This is a genomic window from Streptomyces sp. PSU-S4-23 (assembly GCF_055632315.1).
On sequence record NZ_JBVMUU010000002.1, the window covers coordinates 7298616 to 7319415 of the forward strand.

Annotated in this window: 2 protein-coding genes; both read left to right on the forward strand. The window is 70.5% G+C overall.

The annotated features are described in order from the left end of the window. Nucleotides 1–251: 251 nt before the first annotated feature. The gene (locus ACZ79I_RS33110; protein ID WP_471502383.1) at nucleotides 252–8078 is read left to right on the forward strand and encodes an amino acid adenylation domain-containing protein; all 7827 of its coding nucleotides are present in this window, start codon (nucleotides 252–254) and stop codon (nucleotides 8076–8078) included. Continuing rightward, nucleotides 8075–20788: an amino acid adenylation domain-containing protein gene (locus tag ACZ79I_RS33115; protein WP_471502385.1), complete on the forward strand. Its 12714-nt coding sequence runs from the start codon at nucleotides 8075–8077 to the stop codon at nucleotides 20786–20788. The genes ACZ79I_RS33110 and ACZ79I_RS33115 overlap by 4 nt, the downstream gene beginning before the upstream one ends. Nucleotides 20789–20800 lie beyond the last annotated feature (12 nt).

Consider the following 20800-nt stretch of genomic DNA (forward strand, 5'->3'; position numbering starts at 1 on the left):
CATGCACGTGGCATAGCCGATTGATCTCCTTGACCCTCCGGATCTCCCGGGGTTAGGTTCCCTCTGTCGCGTTTCCGGGCGGTTACTTCCGGCTCCTGTACACGCACGGCGATCCACGTCGCTCCGACAGAGCGGAGGCCGCCGTTTTACTTCTGTGCGATCGAATTGACGACGCGTTTTCCACGATATTGTGAGTTTTTCATTCCTGCCTCTCCGGCCGTCCGTGCGGGGGAATTATCGGAGGTGGAGACTTGTCCGTCAGTGCCGGCACCACACTGCCTATCACGGCTGCGCAACGCGAAATATGGATCGCCGAGCAGCGGCTGGGGAGAGGGAATCGCGTTTTCCGGGTGGGGGAGTACCTGGAGATCCACGGAGGCGTGGACCCGGAGCTGTTCGCGCAAGCCCTGAGACTCGTCGTCGCCGAGGCGGAGGCGCTGCACGTCCGCTTCGGCGAGGAACCCGGCGAGGTCCGGCAAGCCCTCCAGGAGCCTGCCGACTGGCCGCTCGCGGTCACCGACCTGAGCGCGGAGCCGGACCCCGAACAGGCCGCCCGCGACTGGATGGACACCGCGGTCGCCCGGCCCATGAACCTGACCGAGGACCCGCTGTTCGAGTACGCGCTCCTGAAGCTGAGCGCCGACCGCTTCTGGTGGTACCAGGGCTACCACCACGCCGTGATGGACGCCTTCGGGTCCTTGCTGATCACACGCCGGGTCGCCGACGTCTACACCGCACTCGCCGGAGGCGGCCCGGTGGGAGCGAGCCCGTTCGGCACGCTGTCCGACCTGATCACGGCCGAACAGGCTTACCAGGCATCGGAGCAATTCGCTCAGGACAGGGCGTACTGGACGGAACGCTTCGCCGACCGTCCGCAGTCGGCCGGAATCGTCGGCACGCCGTCGACCACGCCGGAGCGCTATCTCCGGCACACCACCGCATTGGAGCCGGCGGAACACACGGCACTGCGCGACGCGGCCCGCCGGGCCCGCGCCCCCTGGTCGCACCTGGTCATCGCCGCCGCGGCCCTCCACGTTCACCGGACGACCGGCACGGCCACCGTCGTCCTGGGCCTGCCGGTGACGGCCCGCCTCACCCAGGTGGAGCGCCGCACCCCCGGCACGGCCGCCAACGTCCTACCGCTCCGGCTCACGCTACGACCGGAGCTGACGCTCGGCGAACTCCTCGCCCAGATCGGCAGGCGCGTGCGCGAACTGGGCGGCCACCAGCGGTACCGGGCCGAGGACATCCAGCGCGACCTCGCACTGCCCGGCCGCCTGGGGACGTGGTACGCACCGGTCGTCAACGTCATGTCCTTCGACTACGCGATCACCTTCGCCGGACTGCCGACCACCGCGCACAACCTCTCCTCCGGCCTGGTGGGCGACTTCACCCTCGCCGTGTGGGACCGACGCGACGGCGCCGGGCCGGCCGTCGACGTGAACGCCCACCCCGAACTGTGCACGCACGACGAACTGGCCGTTCACCACCGGCGTCTGCGCACGGCCCTGCGAACCGTCACGGCAACGGATCCCTCCCGGCCGATCGGGCGGATCGATCTGCTCTCCGCGGAGGAGCGGGCGGCTGTGCTGGCGGTGCCTGCTGCTGTCGTGCCGTCGCGGGCGACGTTGCCGGAGTTGTTCGAGGCGCGTGTGGCGGCGGCACCGGGGGCTGCGGCGGTGGTGTGGGACGGGTCCACGCTGTCGTACGGGGAGCTGAATGAGCGGGCGAACCGGTTGGCTCATGAGCTGGTGGGCCGTGGTGTCGGTCCGGAGGACGTGGTGGCTCTGGCGCTGCCTCGGAGTGCGGACCTGGTGGTCGCCGTCCTGGCGGTGCTGAAGGCGGGTGCGGCCTACCTTCCTCTCGATCCGGCCTATCCGGCGGCTCGTGTGGCTCACATGGTCGCCGACGCCCGGCCGGCCCTGGTACTGACGGCGACCGAGCACCGTCCCTCGGCGGAGACGGCGACCAAGACGCCTGTGTTGCTGCTGGACACGCTCGACGTGACGGATCAGCCCTCAGACAACCCCGTCACCGCACTCGCGCCCGATCATCCCGCGTACGTCATCTACACCTCCGGCTCCACCGGCCGACCCAAAGGCGTCGTCGTCGCCCACCGCAACGTGGTGCGGCTCTTCGACGCCACCCGGCAGTGGTTCGGCTTCGGTCCCGACGACGTGTGGACGCTGTTCCACTCGTACGCCTTCGACTTCTCCGTTTGGGAGCTGTGGGGAGCGCTGCTGCACGGCGGCCGGCTGGTCGTGGTGCCCTACGAGGTCAGCAGGACGCCCGGCGCCTTCCTTGACCTGCTGGCCGATCACGGCGTCACCGTCCTCAACCAGACACCGTCGGCCTTCTATCAGTTGGCGCAGGCCGACGCCGACGCCTCCCCGCCGGGCCGCGGACTCGCCCTGCGCACCGTGGTGTTCGGCGGTGAGGCACTCCAACCGTCCCGCCTCGCCGACTGGTACCGGCGTCACCCCGACGAAACGCCGGCTCTGATCAACATGTACGGCATCACCGAGACCACGGTCCACGTGACGTACCAGACGCTGGCCCGGGAGCGAGCAACCGCGACGGCGGCCAGCGTCATCGGCGTCGGGATCCCCGACCTGCGGACGTATGTGCTCGGTCCTGGGCTGGAGTTGGTGGCGCCCGGCGTGGTGGGGGAGCTGTACGTCGCGGGGGCCGGTGTCGCCCGCGGCTATCTGGGCAGGCCCGGCCTGACGGCCGAGCGGTTCGTGGCGGACCCGTACGCGGCTGAGCCGGGCACGCGGATGTACCGCACCGGTGACCTGGTGCGGTGGAACCAGGACGGCGAGCTGGAGTTCGTCGGTCGCGCCGACCACCAGGTCAAGATCCGTGGCTTCCGCATCGAACCCGGCGAGATCGAGAACGTGCTGACCGACCACCCGGTGGTCGCCGAGGCGGCGGTGGTGGTCCGCGAGAAGCAGTCCGGCGATGCCCGCCTCATCGCCTACGTGGTGGCACGGGGAGCCCTCCGCGCCGGGGACGTACGGGAGTTCGCGCGGGGCCGACTGCCCGACTACATGCTGCCGGCCGCCGTCGTCGTACTGGACCGCATGCCGCTCACCGCCAACGGCAAGTTGGACAAGGCGGCACTCCCAGAGCCGGACTTCACCGTGCCCAGGTCGGGGCGGGAGGCGCGCACGCCGCAACAGCACATCGTGTGCGATCTGTTCGCGCAGGTTCTGGGGCTGCCCCGGGTCGGCGTGGACGACGACTTCTTCGACCTGGGCGGGCACTCGCTGCTGGCCACCCGTCTGATCGCCCAGATCCGTGCCGCGTTCGGCGTGGAGCTGGGGCTGCGTGCGCTGTTCGACGGGCCGACGCCGGCCGCGGTGGCGGCACTCCTCGACACCGCGGGACCCGCTCGGCCGCCCCTGGCAGCGCGGGAACGCCCGCCGGCCCTTCCCCTCTCGTCCGCCCAGCTGCGGCTGTGGTTCCTGCACAAGATGGAGGGGCCGAGCGCCACCTACAACATCCCCCTCGTCGTACGGCTGACCGGCACGGTGGACCGTGACGCGCTGCGCGCCGCCCTCGGCGACGTGGTGGGCCGGCACGAGAGCCTGCGGACGGTGTTCCCCGAGGCCGACGGCGCTCCGTACCAGCACGTCCTCGACAGTGCGAGCGTCGAGTTGCCCGCCACCCGCATCACCGAGACGGAGCTGCCGGACGCCCTGAAGTCAGCGGCCCGGTACGCCTTCGACCTGGCAGCCGAAATCCCCCTCCGCGCCGAGTTGTTCACGGTGTCCGAACACCGACACGCGCTGCTGCTCGTCCTGCATCACATCGCGGGTGACGGTTGGTCGTTGGGCCCGCTCGCCACCGACCTCACCCGTGCCTACACGGCGCGGGTGGAGGGGCGGGTGCCGGAGTGGCGTGCGTTGCCGGTGCAGTACGCGGACTACACGCTGTGGCAGAACGAGCTGCTGGGTGAGCAGGAGGATCCGGAGAGTCTGTTCGCGACGCAGATTGCTTACTGGACCGAGGCGTTGGCGGGTCTGCCCGATCAGCTGACGCTGCCTACGGACCGTCCGCGTCCGGCCGTGATGACGTATCGCGGCGATTACCTCACGGTCGATATCGACGCGGATCTGCACAGGCGGCTGTCGAATGTCGCGCGGGCGTCGGGTGCGAGTCTGTTCATGGTGTTGCAGGCGGGACTCGCGGCCTTGCTGACCCGACTGGGAGCTGGTGAGGACGTTCCGGTGGGCAGTCCGGTGGCCGGCCGCACCGACCAGGCGCTGGATGAGCTGATCGGGTTCTTCGTCAACACGCTGGTCCTGCGCACGGACACGTCCGGTGATCCGACGTTCGCCGAGCTGATCACGCGGGTGCGGGAGAGGAGCCTGGCCGCCTACGCGCACCAGGAGGTCCCCTTCGAGTACCTGGTCGAGCTCATCAACCCGACTCGGACCCTGTCGCACCATCCGCTGTTCCAGGTCATGCTCGCGCTCCAGAACGCGCCCGAGACCGAGCTCGAGCTTCCGGGGCTGCGAGCCGGGGTCGAGTTGGGCAGGACGGGTACGGCGAAGTTCGACCTGTTCTTCAGCCTTGCGGAGCAGCGCGGGGAGCGCGGCGAGCCACAAGGCCTCACCGGTGCCGTCGAGTACTCCAGCGACATCTACGACGCGCCCGCCGTCCAGGCCCTGTTCGACCGTTGGTTACGGCTGCTGGATGCGGCCGTGTCCGGTCCCGACCAGCCCCTCAACCACATCGACATCCTCACCCCCGACGAACTCCGGGGTGCCGTAGTCGACTTCAACGGCACGGCGCATGCCGTGCCGGATGCCTGCCTGGGCGAGCTGTTCGCACGACAGGTGGCGGAGACGCCCGATGCCCCGGCGGTCACCGACGGCGCCGCCACGCTCACGTACGCACAGCTCGACGCGCGTGCCAACCAATTCGCGCACGATGTGATCGGCAGGGGAGTGCGGCCCGGTGACGCGGTCGGCGTTCTTCTGGAGCGTTCGATCGAGACGGTCACCACGGTCCTCGGCCTGATGAAAGCCGGCGCCGTCTACGTACCTCTCGACGCCCGCTATCCGGCCGACCGCATCCGCCATGTCCTGGCCGACACCGGCGCGCGCTTGCTGATCACCGACGAACGGTCGGTTCCGGAATCAGGTGCCGAAGCCGTGGAGTTGCTCCACATCGAGTCTCCTCGGCCCTTCACGTCCGACCCTGGTGATCCCCGGGTGGGTGTGCGGTCGGAAGATGCTGCGTATGTGATGTACACCTCGGGTTCGACGGGTGCGCCCAAGGGGATCGTGGTGACGCATCGCAATGTCGCCACGCTGGCTCTGGACCCGCGTTTTGACCGCTCGGCGCACCAGCGGGTGCTGCTGCACTCGCCGGCCGCGTTCGACGCCTCCACCTACGAGCTGTGGGTGCCGCTGTTGGGCGGCGGGACCGTCGTCGTGGCCCCGGCCGGGGACCTGGACGTCCCTGCCCTGCACCACACGATCACCACCCAGCGTGTCACCGCGTTGTGGCTGACCAGTTCCCTGCTCAACGTGATCACCGACTACGCTGCGCAGGCGCTGTCGGGGGTACGACAGGTGTGGAGCGGCGGCGAGGCCGTCTCCGGGGCCACGGTGCAGCGCCTGCACGAGGCCTGCCCCGGGCTGACGGTCGTGGACGGGTACGGGCCGACGGAGACGACCACGTTCGCCACGCACCACCCCGTGCCGCGGCCCTACACCGGCGGTGCGACGGTGCCGATCGGCCGTCCGATGGCCAACACCCGTGTCTACGTCCTCGACGCACACCTGCGGCCGGTCCCGCCGCAGGTGACGGGCGAGCTGTACATCGCCGGGGCCGGCCTGGCCCGTGGTTATCTGAACAAGCCCGGTATGACGGCCGAGCGTTTCGTCGCCGATCCCTACGGTCCCGAGCCCGGTGATCGTATGTACCGCACCGGTGACCTCGTGCGTGCCAACGCCGAGGGGCATCTGGAGTACATGGGCCGCGCCGACCACCAGGTGAAGGTCCGCGGCTTCCGTGTCGAACCCGGCGAGATCGAGAACGTCCTGACGGGCCATCCGGCGATCGGCCAGGCCGCCGTGGTCGCCCACCACGACCAGCCCGGCAGCACCCGCCTGATCGCCTACGTCGTCCCCGACACCGACGAAACACCGGCAGACCTGCGTGAGTACGTGCGGCAGCGGCTGCCCGAGTACATGGCGCCGTCCACGTATGTCACCTTGGGCCGACTGCCGTTGACGGCCAACGGCAAGCTCGACCGGGCCGCGCTGCCCGAACCCGATCCGGGCGCGCGGGCGGATGTGCCGCGTCGTGAGCCGCGGACCGAGCGCGAGCGACTGCTGGGGACGCTGGTCGCGCAGGCCCTGGGCGTGGACAAGGTCGGGCCCGACGACGACTTCTTCGCGCTCGGCGGGGACAGCATCGTCTCGATCCGGCTGGTCAGCCTCGCTCGCTCGGCGGGTGTCGGACTCACGGTCCGGGACGTCTTCGAGCAGCGGACCGCGGCCGGACTGGCCGAGGTCGCCGATGAACTGGCCGTGTCGGCACCCGCCCCCGACGACTCCGGCGTGGGAGGGACGGAACCGACCCCGATCATGCGCTGGTTCGACGCGCGCGGCGGCGACATCGACGCGTTCCACCAGGCGATGCTGTTGGAGGTGCCGGCCGAGCTGCGCCAGGACCACCTCATCGCGGCCGTTCAGGCACTCGTGGACCACCACGACGCGCTGCGGTTGACCCGGACACCGAGCGGTCAGGGCAACGGGGCGTGGTCGCTGGAGGTGGGGCCTGTGGGGTCCGTGTCGGCCGCGGACCTGGTACACCGTGTCGAGACCGCCGGCGCCGCCGTCGACGCGACGCTGGTCCGCGCACAGGCGCAGGCGGTGTCCACCCGCCTGTCTGCCAAGCGTGGCCTTCTGGTTCAGATGGTCTGGTTCGACGCCGGACCGGCCGAACGGGGCAGGCTGCTGGTCGTCGTCAACCATCTCGTCGTCGACGGGGTGTCCTGGCGGATCCTGCTCCCCGATCTCATCGCCGCCTGCGAGGCCGTCGGGGGCGGTCGTCCCCCACGGCTGGACCCGGTGGGCACCTCCCTGCGCCGCTGGACGAGTCTGCTCACGGTCGAGGCCAGGCAGCCGGCCCGCACCGCCGAGGCGGCGCTGTGGAGCGAACTGCTCACCGCGGCCGACCCACCGCTGACCACCGGCCGGCTCGATGCCACGCGGGACACCGTGGGCCGCGCCCGCGGGCTCACCCTCTCCCTGCCGCCCGAGGTCACCACCCCGCTCCTGACGACCGTGCCCACGGCCTTCCACGCGAAGGCCGACGACGTTCTGCTCACCGCGCTCGCCCTGGCGGTCGCCCAGTGGCGCCGGACCCACGCACGAGGGCGGCACACGGCTCTCCTGGTGGACGTGGAGGGACACGGGCGCGAGGAGATCGTCGAGGCCACGGACCTCTCGCGCACCGTGGGGTGGTTCACCTCGCTGTATCCCGTCCGCGTCGACCCGGGCCCCCTGGCGTGGGAAGAGGTCGTCGACGGCGGGCCGTCGCTCGGACAGGCCCTGAAACGGGTCAAGGAACAGGTGCGCTCCCTGCCCGACCGGGGCATCGGCTACGGCCTGCTGCGGCACCTCAATCCGGAGACCGGGCCGGAGCTGGCCGGGCTCGCGGTACCGCAACTCGGATTCAACTACCTCGGCCGGTTCCCCTCGGCGGGCGCCCCGGTGGTCCCCGGTCGCCCGGAATGGACCGTGGCCGCCGAGACGGGCCTGCTGAGCGGCGCCGACCCGGCGACCGCCCTGGCGCATGGGCTCGAGGTGAACAGCATGGTCCGCGACGCCCCGGACGGGCCGGAACTGGAGGCGGTCTGGACCTGGGCGCCGGATCTCTGGACCGAACGGCACGTCCGAGCCCTGGCCGACCACTGGTTCCGAGCGATCCGCGGACTGGTCCGGCATGGCGAGCGCTCCGGCACCGGCGGCCACAGCCCCTCGGACTTCCCCCTGACCGAACTCAGCCAGTACGACATCGAGCAGCTCGAAGCAGCGTGGAGGGTGCAGAAATGACGTCGTCGGGCCTGGAAGACATCCTCCCCCTGTCCCCGATGCAGGAGGGGCTGCTGTTCCACTCCCGCTACGAGCAGGACGGCGCGGACGTCTACGCGGTGCAGCACGTCTTCGCCGTCGAGGGCGCCCTCGACGCGGCGCGGCTGCGGGCCGCCGTGCTCGCGCTCGTCCAACGGCACCCGAACCTGCGCGCCGGCTTCCGGCAGGTGGACTCCGGCCGGACCTTTCAACTGATACCACGTCAGGTCATCATTCCGTGGGACGAGTTCGACCTGTCGCTCCTTCCCGATGCCGACGCGGAGGGGGAGCTGGCCCGGCTCACCGCCAAGGAGCACGCCCGCCGGTTCGACCTGGCCGAGCCGCCCCTGCTGCGCTTCTCCCTGGTGCGCCTGGCCGCCGAACGCCACCGCCTCGTCATGACCACCCACCACATCCTGCTCGACGGCTGGTCGACGCCGCTGCTCGTGCGCGAGCTGACCGCGCTGTACGACAGCCAGGGCGACGCCACCATGCTGCCCCGAGTGGCCCCCTACCGGCAGTACCTGGGGTGGCTCGCGCAGCAGGACCAGCCGGCGGCGGAGGCCGCCTGGCGGGAGGCGCTCGGCGGACTCGAACAGCCGACGCTGCTCACCCCGGTGGATCCGGGCCGCCCCGGACTGATGCCGGAGCGGATCACGGTGGAGCTGGACGAGGACCGCACGGCAGCGCTGGCCGACTGGGCGCGCCGGCACGGCGTGACCCTGAACACCGTGCTCCAGGCCGCCTGGGGGCTGGTGCTGAGCCGGCGTACCGGCCACGACGACGTCGTGTTCGGGGCCGTCGTGGCAGGGCGAGACCCTCAACTGCCCGGCGCCGAGAGCATGGTGGGTCTGCTGATCAACATGGTGCCGGTGCGGGTGTCCCTGGACCCGGCGCAGTCACTGCTGACCACCGTTCAACAGGTGCAGGGCGCGCAGTCGCGGCTCACCGGGCACCACCAACTCGGGCTCGCCCGCATCCAGCAACTGGCCGGGCTGGGCGACCTCTTCGACACCTCCCTGGTCTTCGAGAACTACCCGTGGGACGAGCCCGGCGAGCGGCCGGAGACCGGGCCGCGGATCACCCCTGACCTGGGCCGCGGGCGGGACGCGACGCACTATCCACTGACCCTGATCGCCGCCCCTGGCCGCCGTCTGTACCTCCGCCTGGACTACCGCGACGACCTGTTCGACCGGGCGACGGCCGCCGGGTTCGTCGACCGGCTGATCCGGGTGCTCGGCCTCGTCGTCACGGATCCCTCCCGGCCGATCGGGCGGATCGATCTGCTCTCCGCGGAGGAGCGGGCGGCTGTGCTGGCGGTGCCTGCTGCTGTCGTGCCGTCGCGGGCGACGTTGCCGGAGTTGTTCGAGGCGCGTGTGGCGGCGGCACCGGGGGCTGCGGCGGTGGTGTGGGACGGGTCCACGCTGTCGTACGGGGAGCTGAATGAGCGGGCGAACCGGTTGGCTCATGAGCTGGTGGGTCGTGGTATCGGTCCGGAGGACGTGGTGGCTCTGGCGCTGCCTCGGAGTGCGGACCTGGTGGTCGCCGTCCTGGCGGTGCTGAAGGCGGGTGCGGCCTACCTTCCTCTCGATCCGGCCTATCCGGCGGCTCGTGTGGCTCACATGGTCGCCGACGCCCGGCCGGCCCTGGTACTGACGGCGACCGAGCACCGTCCCTCGGCGGAGACGGCGACCAAGACGCCTGTGTTGCTGCTGGACACGCTCGACGTGACGGATCAGCCCTCAGACAACCCCGTCACCGCACTCGCGCCCGATCATCCCGCGTACGTCATCTACACCTCCGGCTCCACCGGCCGACCCAAAGGCGTCGTCATGCCCGCGGGTGCGCTGGTGAACCTGGTGGAGTGGCACCACGAGGCGGTCGGCGGCGAACCCGGCACGAGGACCGCGCAGTTCACGGCCATCAGCTTCGACGTCTCCGCGCAGGAGATGCTGTCGGCTCTGATGTTCGGCAAGACCCTGGTGATTCCGGACGAGGACGTTCGGCGGGACGCGGCCCGGTTCGTCGAGTGGCTGGACGAGCACGAAGTGGAGGAACTGTTCGCGCCCAACCTCGTGCTGGAGGCAGTCGCCGAGGCGGCCGTCGAGCAGGGACGCGCCCTGCCCCGGCTGCGGACGATCGCGCAGGCCGGCGAGGCCCTGACGTTGAGCCGCGTCGTCCGCGAGTTCCAGACCTCGGCACCAGAGCGCGTGCTGCACAACCACTACGGCCCCACTGAGACCCACGTGGTCACGGCCCACACCCTGAGCGACGACCTCGACAGCTGGCCACTCACCGCGCCGATCGGCGGGCCCATCGCCAACATCCGCGCCTACGTGCTGGGTTCGGGGCTGGAGTTGGTGGCGCCCGGTGTGGTGGGGGAGCTGTACATCGCGGGATCCGGTGTCGCCCGTGGCTACTTGGGCAGGCCCGATATGACGGCCGAGCGGTTCGTGGCGGACCCGTACGCCCCTCAGCCCGGTGGGCGTATGTACCGCACCGGAGACCTGGTGCGGTGGAACCAGGACGGCGAGCTGGAGTTCGTCGGCCGCGCCGACCACCAACTCAAGATCCGCGGCTTCCGCATCGAACCCGGCGAGATCGAGAACGTCCTCACCGAGCACCCCCACATCACCCAGGCGGCCGTAGTCGCCCGCGAGGACCAGCCCGGCAGGACCCGGCTGGTGGCCTATGTGGTGGCTCGGGAGACCCTGCGGCCCGAGGAGACCAGGGAGTTTGCGCGCGAGCGGCTGCCCGAACACATGGTGCCCTCGGCCGTCGTACTCCTGGACGGCCTGCCGCTGACGGCCAACGGCAAGCTGGACCGGGCCGCCTTGCCCGCGCCGGACTTCGCGCCGACCGGACGGGAGGCACGTACGCCGCAGGAGCAGATCGTCTGTGATCTGTTCGCGCAGGTTCTGGGGCTGCCCCGGGTCGGCGTGGACGACGACTTCTTCGAGCTCGGCGGCCACTCGCTGCTGGCCACCCGTCTGATCGCCCGCATCCGGGCCGCCTTCAGCGTCGAGATCGGTCTGCGCACGCTCTTCGAGGCACGGACCGCGGGCGCGGTCGCGGCCCGGCTCGACACCGCCGGGCCCGCACGGCTCGCCCTGACCAAGCAGCGACTGCCCGACGCGGTGCCCCTGTCGTTCGCCCAGCGCCGGCTGTGGTTCCTGCACAAGATGCAGGGGCCGAGCGCCACCTACAACATCCCACTGACTCTGAGGCTGAGCGGCGAGTTGGACCGTGACGCGCTGCGTGCCGCTCTCGATGGCGTGGTGGGCCGGCACGAGAGTCTGCGGACGGTGTTCCCCGAGGCCGACGGCACCTCTTACCAGCACGTCCTCGACAGCGTGAGCGTGGAGCTGCCAGCCACCGACATCACCGAGACGGAGCTGCCGGACGCCCTGAAGTCAGCGGCCCGACACTCCTTCGACCTGGCGACCGAGATCCCCCTGCGTGCCGAGCTGTTCCGCCTCGCCCCCGACCGCCATGTCCTCGTCCTGGTCGTGCATCACATCGCGGGTGACGGGTGGTCGCTGGGCCCGCTCGCCACCGACCTCACGCGTGCCTACACGGCGCGGGTGGAGGGGCGGGTGCCGGAGTGGCGTGCGTTGCCGGTGCAGTACGCGGACTACACGCTGTGGCAGAACGAACTCCTCGGCGACCAGAACGACCCTGACAGCCTGTTCGCCACGCAGATCGACTACTGGACCGAGGCGTTGGCGGATCTACCTGATCAGCTGACCCTTCCCACGGACCGTCCGCGTCCGGCGGTGATGACCTACCGGGGTGACTACGTCACGGTCGACATCGACGCGGATCTGCACCGGCGGTTGGCCGATCTCGCGCGGGCGTCGGGTGCGAGTCTGTTCATGGTGCTGCAGGCGGGACTCGCGGGTCTGCTGACCCGGTTGGGTGCGGGTGAGGATGTTCCGGTGGGCAGTCCGGTGGCCGGCCGCACCGACCAGGCGCTCGATGAGCTGATCGGGTTCTTCGTCAACACGCTGGTCCTGCGCACGGACACATCCGGTGACCCGAGCTTCACCGAGCTGATCACCCGGGTGCGGGAGCGGAGCCTGGCCGCCTACGCGCACCAGGACGTCCCCTTCGAGTACCTGGTCGAGCTGCTCAATCCGACCCGTACCCTGTCGCATCATCCGCTGTTCCAGGTCATGCTCGCTCTGCAGAACGCGCCCGAGGCTAGTTTCCGGCTTCCCGGTCTGACGATCGACGTCGCTCCCGGACGGACCGGGACGGCGAAGTTCGACCTGTTCTTCAGCCTCGCCGAGCAGCGCGGTGCCCATGGTGAGCCGCAGGGTATCAGCGGTGCGATCGAGTACTCGAGCGACATCTACGACGCGCCCACAGTCCAGGCCTTGTTCGAGCGTTGGCTGCACTTCCTCGACATCGCCACCACCCACCCCGACCAGCCCCTCAACCACATCGACATCCTCACCCCCGACGAACACGGGCAGCTGCTCGGCACTTGGCTGGAGACCGAAACCGAGATCGGCGAGAAGCTGCTGCCGGTCCGCTTCGCCGAGCAGGCCGCCGCCACCCCTGACGCCGTGGCCCTGATCGCCGGGGACACCTCCCTGACCTACGTGGAACTGGACCGCCGCGCCAACCGCCTCGCGCACGTCCTGCTGCGCCGGGGCGCGGGTCCGGACCGGGTGGTCGCGCTGGCTCTGCCACGTTCGGCCGAGCTGGTGGTCGCCCTGTTGGCCGTGCTCAAGAGCGGCGCCGCGTACCTGCCGCTGGACCCGGACCACCCGGCCGGCCGCCTCGCCTACGTACTCGAGGACGCACGGCCCGCCCTGCTGCTCACCACGCTGTCGACGGACTCGCGGACGCCGAGCGGTGGTTCGGCGGAACGACTGGTGCTGGACTCCCCGGACGTACACGCCCTGCTGGCCGCCTGCCCCGACACTGACCCGGTCGAGACCGGCCACGCAGGGCCGCCGGCCCCCGAGGCCGCCGCGTACGTGATCTACACGTCCGGTTCGACCGGTCGCCCCAAGGGCGTGGTCGTCCCGCACGCGCCGCTGCTCAACTTCCTGGAAGCCATGCGGCGCAAGGTCCCGCTCCGGAAGGGGGAACGGCTGCTCGCGGTCACCACGGTGGCGTTCGACATCGCCGCGCTGGAGCTGTACCACCCGCTCCTGTCGGGCGCCACGGTCGTCCTCGCACCCAAGGAGGCCGTTCCTCAACCGTCCGCCGTGCTCGACCTGATCGCCCGGCACGGCGTCACGGTCATACAGGGCACTCCCTCGCTGTGGCAGCTCCTGGTGGCGCACGAGCCGGAGGCGCTGCGGGGCCTGCGCATCCTGGTCGGCGGCGAGGCGCTGCCCGCCCCGCTCGCCGAGTCGATGCGCACGCTCACCGACGACCTGACCAACCTGTATGGCCCCACCGAGACCACCATCTGGTCGACCGCCGCGGATCTGGCCGGCGGCGAGGGCGCACCGCCGATCGGCCGACCGATCGCCAACACGCGCACCTACGTGCTGGGTTCGGGGCTGGAGTTGGTGGCGCCCGGTGTGGTGGGCGAGCTGTACATCGCGGGATCCGGTGTGGCCCGCGGCTATCTGAACAAGCCCGGCTTGACGGCCGAGCGGTTCGTGGCGGACCAGTACGCTCCCGAGCCCGGTGCTCGTATGTACCGCACCGGTGACCTGGTGCGGTGGAACCAGGACGGCGAGCTGGAGTTCGTCGGGCGCGTCGACCACCAGATCAAGATCCGAGGCTTCCGCATCGAACTCGGCGAGATCGAGGAGGTCCTCACCGGCCACACAGACATCGCTCAGGCAGCCGTCGTCGTCCGCGAGGACCAGCCCGGTGACACCCGACTCGTCGCCTACGTCGTAGCCGACACCTCGGCGCGCGACCACGACGAGGCTGTGGAGCAAGACCAGCTCAGCGAGTGGCAGAGCCTGTACGACGCCGTGTACAACGCTGCGGAGCAGACGGCCTTCGGCGAGAACTTCGCCAGTTGGAACAGCAGTTACGACGGCCGGCCGATCCCGCTGCCCGAGATGCGGGAGTGGCGTGACACGACCGTCGACCGCATCCGGTCCCTACGGCCGCGCCGCGTCCTCGAAATCGGTGTCGGCACCGGCCTGCTCCTGGCCCGGCTGGCGCCCGAGTGCGAGGAGTACTGGGGCACCGACTTCTCCCGCACCGTCATCGACGAGCTTCGGCGGCACGTCGACGCCGATCCCGTCCTGGCCACGCGGGTACACCTCCGCACCCAGCCGGCCCACGACTTCGGCGACCTTCCGCAGGGGCACTTCGACACGATCGTGCTTAACTCCGTTGCCCAGTACTTCCCGAACGCCGGCTACCTGGAACAGGTCGTCCACCACGCGCTCCGCGCCCTCACCCCAGGTGGCGCCTTGTTCCTGGGCGACCTGCGCAATCCGCGGTTGCTGCGGACCTTCGCCTCCGGTGTGCAGGCGGCGCGTGCCGAGGACCCGAGCGACACGACCGCGATCCGCCGTGCCGTCGAGCAGAGCCTGGTCCTGGAGAAGGAACTCCTCGTCGACCCCGAGTACTTCAGCGCCCTCGCCCACCACGTCCCCGACCTGGCGGGCACCGACATCCAGCTCAAGCGCGGCACCGCCGACAACGAGCTCACCCGCTACCGCTACGACGCCACCCTCTACAAGACCGGCGTCACCGCCCACTCTCTCAACGACATCCCCACCCGCCCATGGCTCGCTCACGCCGACGCCCAAGCCGACCTCGCTGACCTGAGGCAGCAGTTGGCGGCCGAACGGCCCGCGGAACTTCGCCTGACCGGCGTCCCGAACCCCCGCCTCATCCACGAACTCGCCGTGCGACAGGCCCTCGAAGACGGCACACCCCTGCCCGACCGCCCCACCGCATCATCAACCGGACTCGAGGCCTTCCACGCCCTGGGCGACGAGCACGGCTACTGGACCGGCATCACCTGGAACACCCAGGACACCGACGCCGTGGACGTCGTCTTCGTCGACCGGAGCCGGCTGTCCGGCCGCGCCCCCGTCGGCACTTACGCCGCGCTCCCCACCAGCGCCTCCACCGCACCCCTGTCCACGTGGGCGACCAACCCCGCCGCCCGCCGCGGCACCGGTGCCCTGGTCACCAAGCTCCGTGAGCACACCCGCGACCATCTGCCCGACTACATGGTCCCGTCGGCCATCGTTCCCCTCGACCGGCTCCCCTTGACGGCAAACGGCAAGCTGGACCGGGTGGCCCTGCCCGCGCCGGAGTTCGCGTCGGCCGGGTCGGGACGCGGGGCGCGCACGCCGCAGGAGCAGATCGCGTGCGATCTGTTCGCGCAGGTGCTGGGTCTGCCGAGGGTCGGCGTCGACGACGACTTCTTCGACCTGGGCGGGCACTCGCTGCTGGCCACCCGGCTGATCGCTCAGATCCGTGTCGCGTTCGGCGTGGAGCTGCAACTGCGTGCGCTGTTCGAGGGTCCGACGCCGGCCGCGGTGGCGGCACTCCTGGACACCGCCGCCCCCGGACGCCTGGCCCTCACCGTCCGCCGGCGACCCGAGGTCATGCCGCTGTCCTTCGCCCAGCGCAGGCTGTGGTTCATCCACAAGATGGAGGGGCCGAGCGCCACCTACAACATCCCGCTGGCCCTGCGGCTGAGTGGTGAGTTGGACCGTGACGCGCTGCGGGCCGCTCTCGGTGACGTGGTGGCCCGGCACGAGAGTCTGCGGACGGTGTTCCCCGAGGCCGAGGGCGTCCCCTGCCAGCAGGTGCTGTCACCCGAGGCGGCCGTCCCGCACCTCGTCGTCCACCTCACGACCGAGGCCGAGCTGCCGGCCGCACTGAAGTCAGCCGCCCGCTACGCCTTCGACCTGGCAACCGAAACCCCGCTGCGCGCCGACCTCTTCGAACTCTCGGCGCAGGAGTACGTACTGCTGCTGGTCGTGCATCACATCGCGGGTGACGGGTGGTCGCTGGGCCCGCTCGCCACCGACCTCACGCGTGCCTACACGGCGCGGGTGGAGGGGCGGGTGCCGGAGTGGCGTGCGTTGCCGGTGCAGTACGCGGACTACACGCTGTGGCAGAACGAACTCCTCGGCGACCAGAACGACCCTGACAGCCTGTTCGCCACGCAGATCGACTACTGGACCGAGGCGTTGGCGGATCTACCTGATCAGCTGACCCTTCCCACGGACCGTCCGCGTCCGGCGGTGATGACCTACCGGGGTGACTACGTCACGGTCGACATCGACGCGGATCTGCACCGGCGGTTGGCCGATCTCGCGCGGGCGTCGGGTGCGAGTCTGTTCATGGTGCTGCAGGCGGGACTCGCGGGTCTGCTGACCCGGTTGGGTGCGGGTGAGGATGTTCCGGTGGGCAGTCCGGTGGCCGGCCGCACCGACCAGGCGCTCGATGAGCTGATCGGGTTCTTCGTCAACACGCTGGTCCTGCGCACGGACACATCCGGTGACCCGAGCTTCACCGAGCTGATCACCCGGGTGCGGGAGCGGAGCCTGGCCGCCTACGCGCACCAGGACGTCCCCTTCGAGTACCTGGTCGAGCTGCTCAATCCGACCCGTACCCTGTCGCATCATCCGCTGTTCCAGGTCATGCTCGCTCTGCAGAACGCGCCCGAGGCTAGTTTCCGGCTTCCCGGTCTAACGATCGACGTCGCTCCCGGACGGACCGGGACGGCGAAGTTCGACCTGTTCTTCAGCCTCGCCGAGCAGCGCGGTGCCCATGGTGAGCCGCAGGGTATTAGCGGTGCGATCGAGTACTCGAGCGACATCTACGACGCGCCCACAGTCCAGGCCTTGTTCGAGCGTTGGCTGCACTTCCTCGACATCGCCACCACCCACCCCGACCAGCCCCTCAACCACATCGACATCCTCACCCCCGACGAACTCCGGGGTGCCGTAGTCGACTTCAACGGCACGGCGCATGCCGTGCCGGATGCCTGCCTGGGCGAGCTGTTCGCACGACAGGTGGCGGAGACGCCCGATGCCCCGGCGGTCACCGACGGCGCCGCCACGCTCACGTACGCACAGCTCGACGCGCGTGCCAACCAATTCGCGCACGATGTGATCGGCAGGGGAGTGCGGCCCGGTGACGCGGTCGGCGTTCTTCTGGAGCGTTCGATCGAGACGGTCACCACGGTCCTCGGCCTGATGAAAGCCGGCGCCGTCTACGTACCTCTCGACGCCCGCTATCCGGCCGACCGCATCCGCCATGTCCTGGCCGACACCGGCGCGCGCTTGCTGATCACCGACGAACGGTCGGTTCCGGAATCAGGTGCCGAAGCCGTGGAGTTGCTCCACATCGAGTCTCCTCGGCCCTTCACGTCCGACCCTGGTGATCCCCGGGTGGGTGTGCGGTCGGAAGATGCTGCGTATGTGATGTACACCTCGGGTTCGACGGGTGCGCCCAAGGGGATCGTGGTGACGCATCGCAATGTCGCCACGCTGGCTCTGGACCCGCGTTTTGACCGCTCGGCGCACCAGCGGGTGCTGCTGCACTCGCCGGCCGCGTTCGACGCCTCCACCTACGAGCTGTGGGTGCCGCTGTTGGGCGGCGGGACCGTCGTCGTGGCCCCGGCCGGGGACCTGGACGTCCCTGCCCTGCACCACACGATCACCACCCAGCGTGTCACCGCGTTGTGGCTGACCAGTTCCCTGCTCAACGTGATCACCGACTACGCTGCGCAGGCGCTGTCGGGGGTACGACAGGTGTGGAGCGGCGGCGAGGCCGTCTCCGGGGCCACGGTGCAGCGCCTGCACGAGGCCTGCCCCGGGCTGACGGTCGTGGACGGGTACGGGCCGACGGAGACGACCACGTTCGCCACGCACCACCCCGTGCCGCGGCCCTACACCGGCGGTGCGACGGTGCCGATCGGCCGTCCGATGGCCAACACCCGTGTCTACGTCCTCGACGCACACCTGCGGCCGGTCCCGCCGCAGGTGACGGGCGAGCTGTACATCGCCGGGGCCGGCCTGGCCCGTGGTTATCTGAACAAGCCCGGTATGACGGCCGAGCGTTTCGTCGCCGATCCCTACGGTCCCGAGCCCGGTGATCGTATGTACCGCACCGGTGACCTCGTGCGTGCCAACGCCGAGGGGCATCTGGAGTACATGGGCCGCGCCGACCACCAGGTGAAGGTCCGCGGCTTCCGTGTCGAACCCGGCGAGATCGAGAACGTCCTGACGGGCCATCCGGCGATCGGCCAGGCCGCCGTGGTCGCCCACCACGACCAGCCCGGCAGCACCCGCCTGATCGCCTACGTCGTCCCCGACACCGACGGACCGACGGGGGACGAGGAGGAGCGGGACCAAATCGGCGAGTGGCGGGATCTCTACGACTCGCTGTACTCAGCGCCCGGTTCGACGCTGGGCGAGGACTTCTCCGGCTGGAACAGCAGTTACGACGGCGAGCCGATCCCGCTGCCCGAGATGCGGGAGTGGCGTGCGGCCACGCTCGAGCGGATCAGGGCGCTCCAGCCCGGCCGTGTCCTGGAGATCGGCGTCGGCACCGGTCTGCTGCTGTCCGGACTGGCGCCCGAGTGCGAGGAGTACTGGGGCACGGACTTCTCCCCGGTCGTCGTGGAGGAACTGCGGCGTCATGTCGACGCCGACCCCGAGCTGGCCCGGCGGGTCAGGCTCCGGGTCCAGGCCGCCCACGAGCACGGCGACTTTCCCCAGGGGCACTTCGACACGATCGTGCTCAACTCCGTTGCCCAGTACTTCCCGAACGGCGGATACCTGACGCAGGTCGTCGAGCAGGCCTTCCGCCTGCTCGCGCCCGGTGGCGCCTTGTTCCTGGGCGACCTGCGCAATCCGCGGTTGCTGCGGACCTTCGCCTCCGGTGTGCAGGCGGCGCGTGCCGAGGACCCGAGCGACACGACCGCGATCCGCCGTGCCGTCGAGCAGAGCCTGGTCCTGGAGAAGGAACTCCTCGTCGACCCCGAGTACTTCAGCGCCCTCGCCCACCACGTCCCCGACCTGGCGGGCACCGACATCCAGCTCAAGCGCGGAACCGCCCACAACGAACTCACCCGCTACCGCTACGACGCCACCCTCTACAAGACCGGCATCACCCCCCATTCCCTTGACGACGCCCCCACCCGACCCTGGACCCGTGACCCGGGTGCCCTCGCCGATCATCTGGGCAGCGCGCGGCCCGACCGGCTGCGCATCACCGGGGTACCCCACGCGCGCATCGCGGCCGACCTCGCCGCACAGCGCGCGCTCGAGTCCGGGACGGCACCGGACGTCCGGGACACGGCCGGCGTCGATCCGGAGGACCTGCACCGCCTGGGCGAGAAGTACGGCTACTGGACGGCGATCAGCTGGAACGGGCACGACCCTGCCGCCCTCGATCTCACGTACGTCAAGCGCGAACTGCTTGGCGAGGGGGTGCCCGTCGGTGCCTACGCGCCCACGGGCGCGGCCGGCCCCGGCACGCCGCTCTCCTCCTGGACCACCAGTCCGGCCACCGGCCGCAGCACCGGCGCCCTGCTCATGGCCGTACGGGAGCACCTGCGCCGTCGGCTGCCCGAGTACATGCGCCCCGCCGCCGTCGTTCCGCTCGACCGGCTGCCGCTCACCTCCAACGGCAAGCTCGACCGTGCCGCGCTGCCGACGCTCGAACCGGAGCGCGCCGACATCGGGCGGGCGCCGGCCACCCCGCAGGAGCAGGTGGTGTGCGAGCTGTTCGCGGAGGTCCTCGGCCGACCGGTGGTCGGTGTGAGCGAGGACTTCTTCGACCTGGGCGGGCACTCGCTGCTGGCCACCCGGCTGATGGCCCGGCTACGCGCGGCCTTCGGCGTCGAGCTGGGCGTGCGGAGCCTGTTCGAGGCGCCGACACCGGCGGGCATTGCGGCCCGGCTCGACGTCGACGACGCGGACGGCTCGTACGAGGTGATGCTGCCGCTGCGCACCGCGGGCAGCAGGCCGCCGCTGTTCTGTGTCCATCCGGGCGGAGGCATCAGCTGGTCGTACAGCGCGCTCATCAAGCACCTGGGGCCGCAGTACCCGCTGTACGGCATCCAGGCGCGAAGTCTGGCCCGGCCGGAACCCCGGCCCGCCAGCATCGAGGAGATGGCGGTGGACTACGCCGACCAGATCCAGAGGGTGCAGCCGCACGGACCGTACCACCTGGCCGGCTGGTCGTTCGGCGGGCTGTGCGCGCACGCGCTGGCCGCGGAGTTCCAGCGGCGCGGCGAACCGGTGGCGCTGGTCGCGGTGCTCGACGTGATCCCCGACTGGCAGGGCCTCACCCACGCCGACGTGCCCGCCCCGGACGACAGGGTGATGCTGCTCTACCACGTGGGTCTCGTCGACGACGGCAGTCACCACGACGACGAGGAGATGACCTTCGCCAAGGCGCGGGAGATCCTGCGCCGCCAGGGCAGTGTGCTGGCCAACCTGGAGGAGGACCGGCTCACGACGATCACCGAGATCTCGGCGAACAACACCCATCTGACCGTCGACTACCGGCCCGGCCCGATCGACGGAGACCTGCTGCTGATTGCCTGCTCGGAGGAGCAGGACCCGCCGGTGACCGCCGGGGCCTGGCAGCCGTACGTGCGCGGCTCCGTCGAGGCCCATGTGGTGCCCGGCGACCACGGGTCGATGCTGACCCGCCCGGACACGCTGGCCGAGATCGGCCGCATCCTCTCGGCCAAGCTCCACGACCTCACCGGCGACGAGTGACCTTCGCGGGCC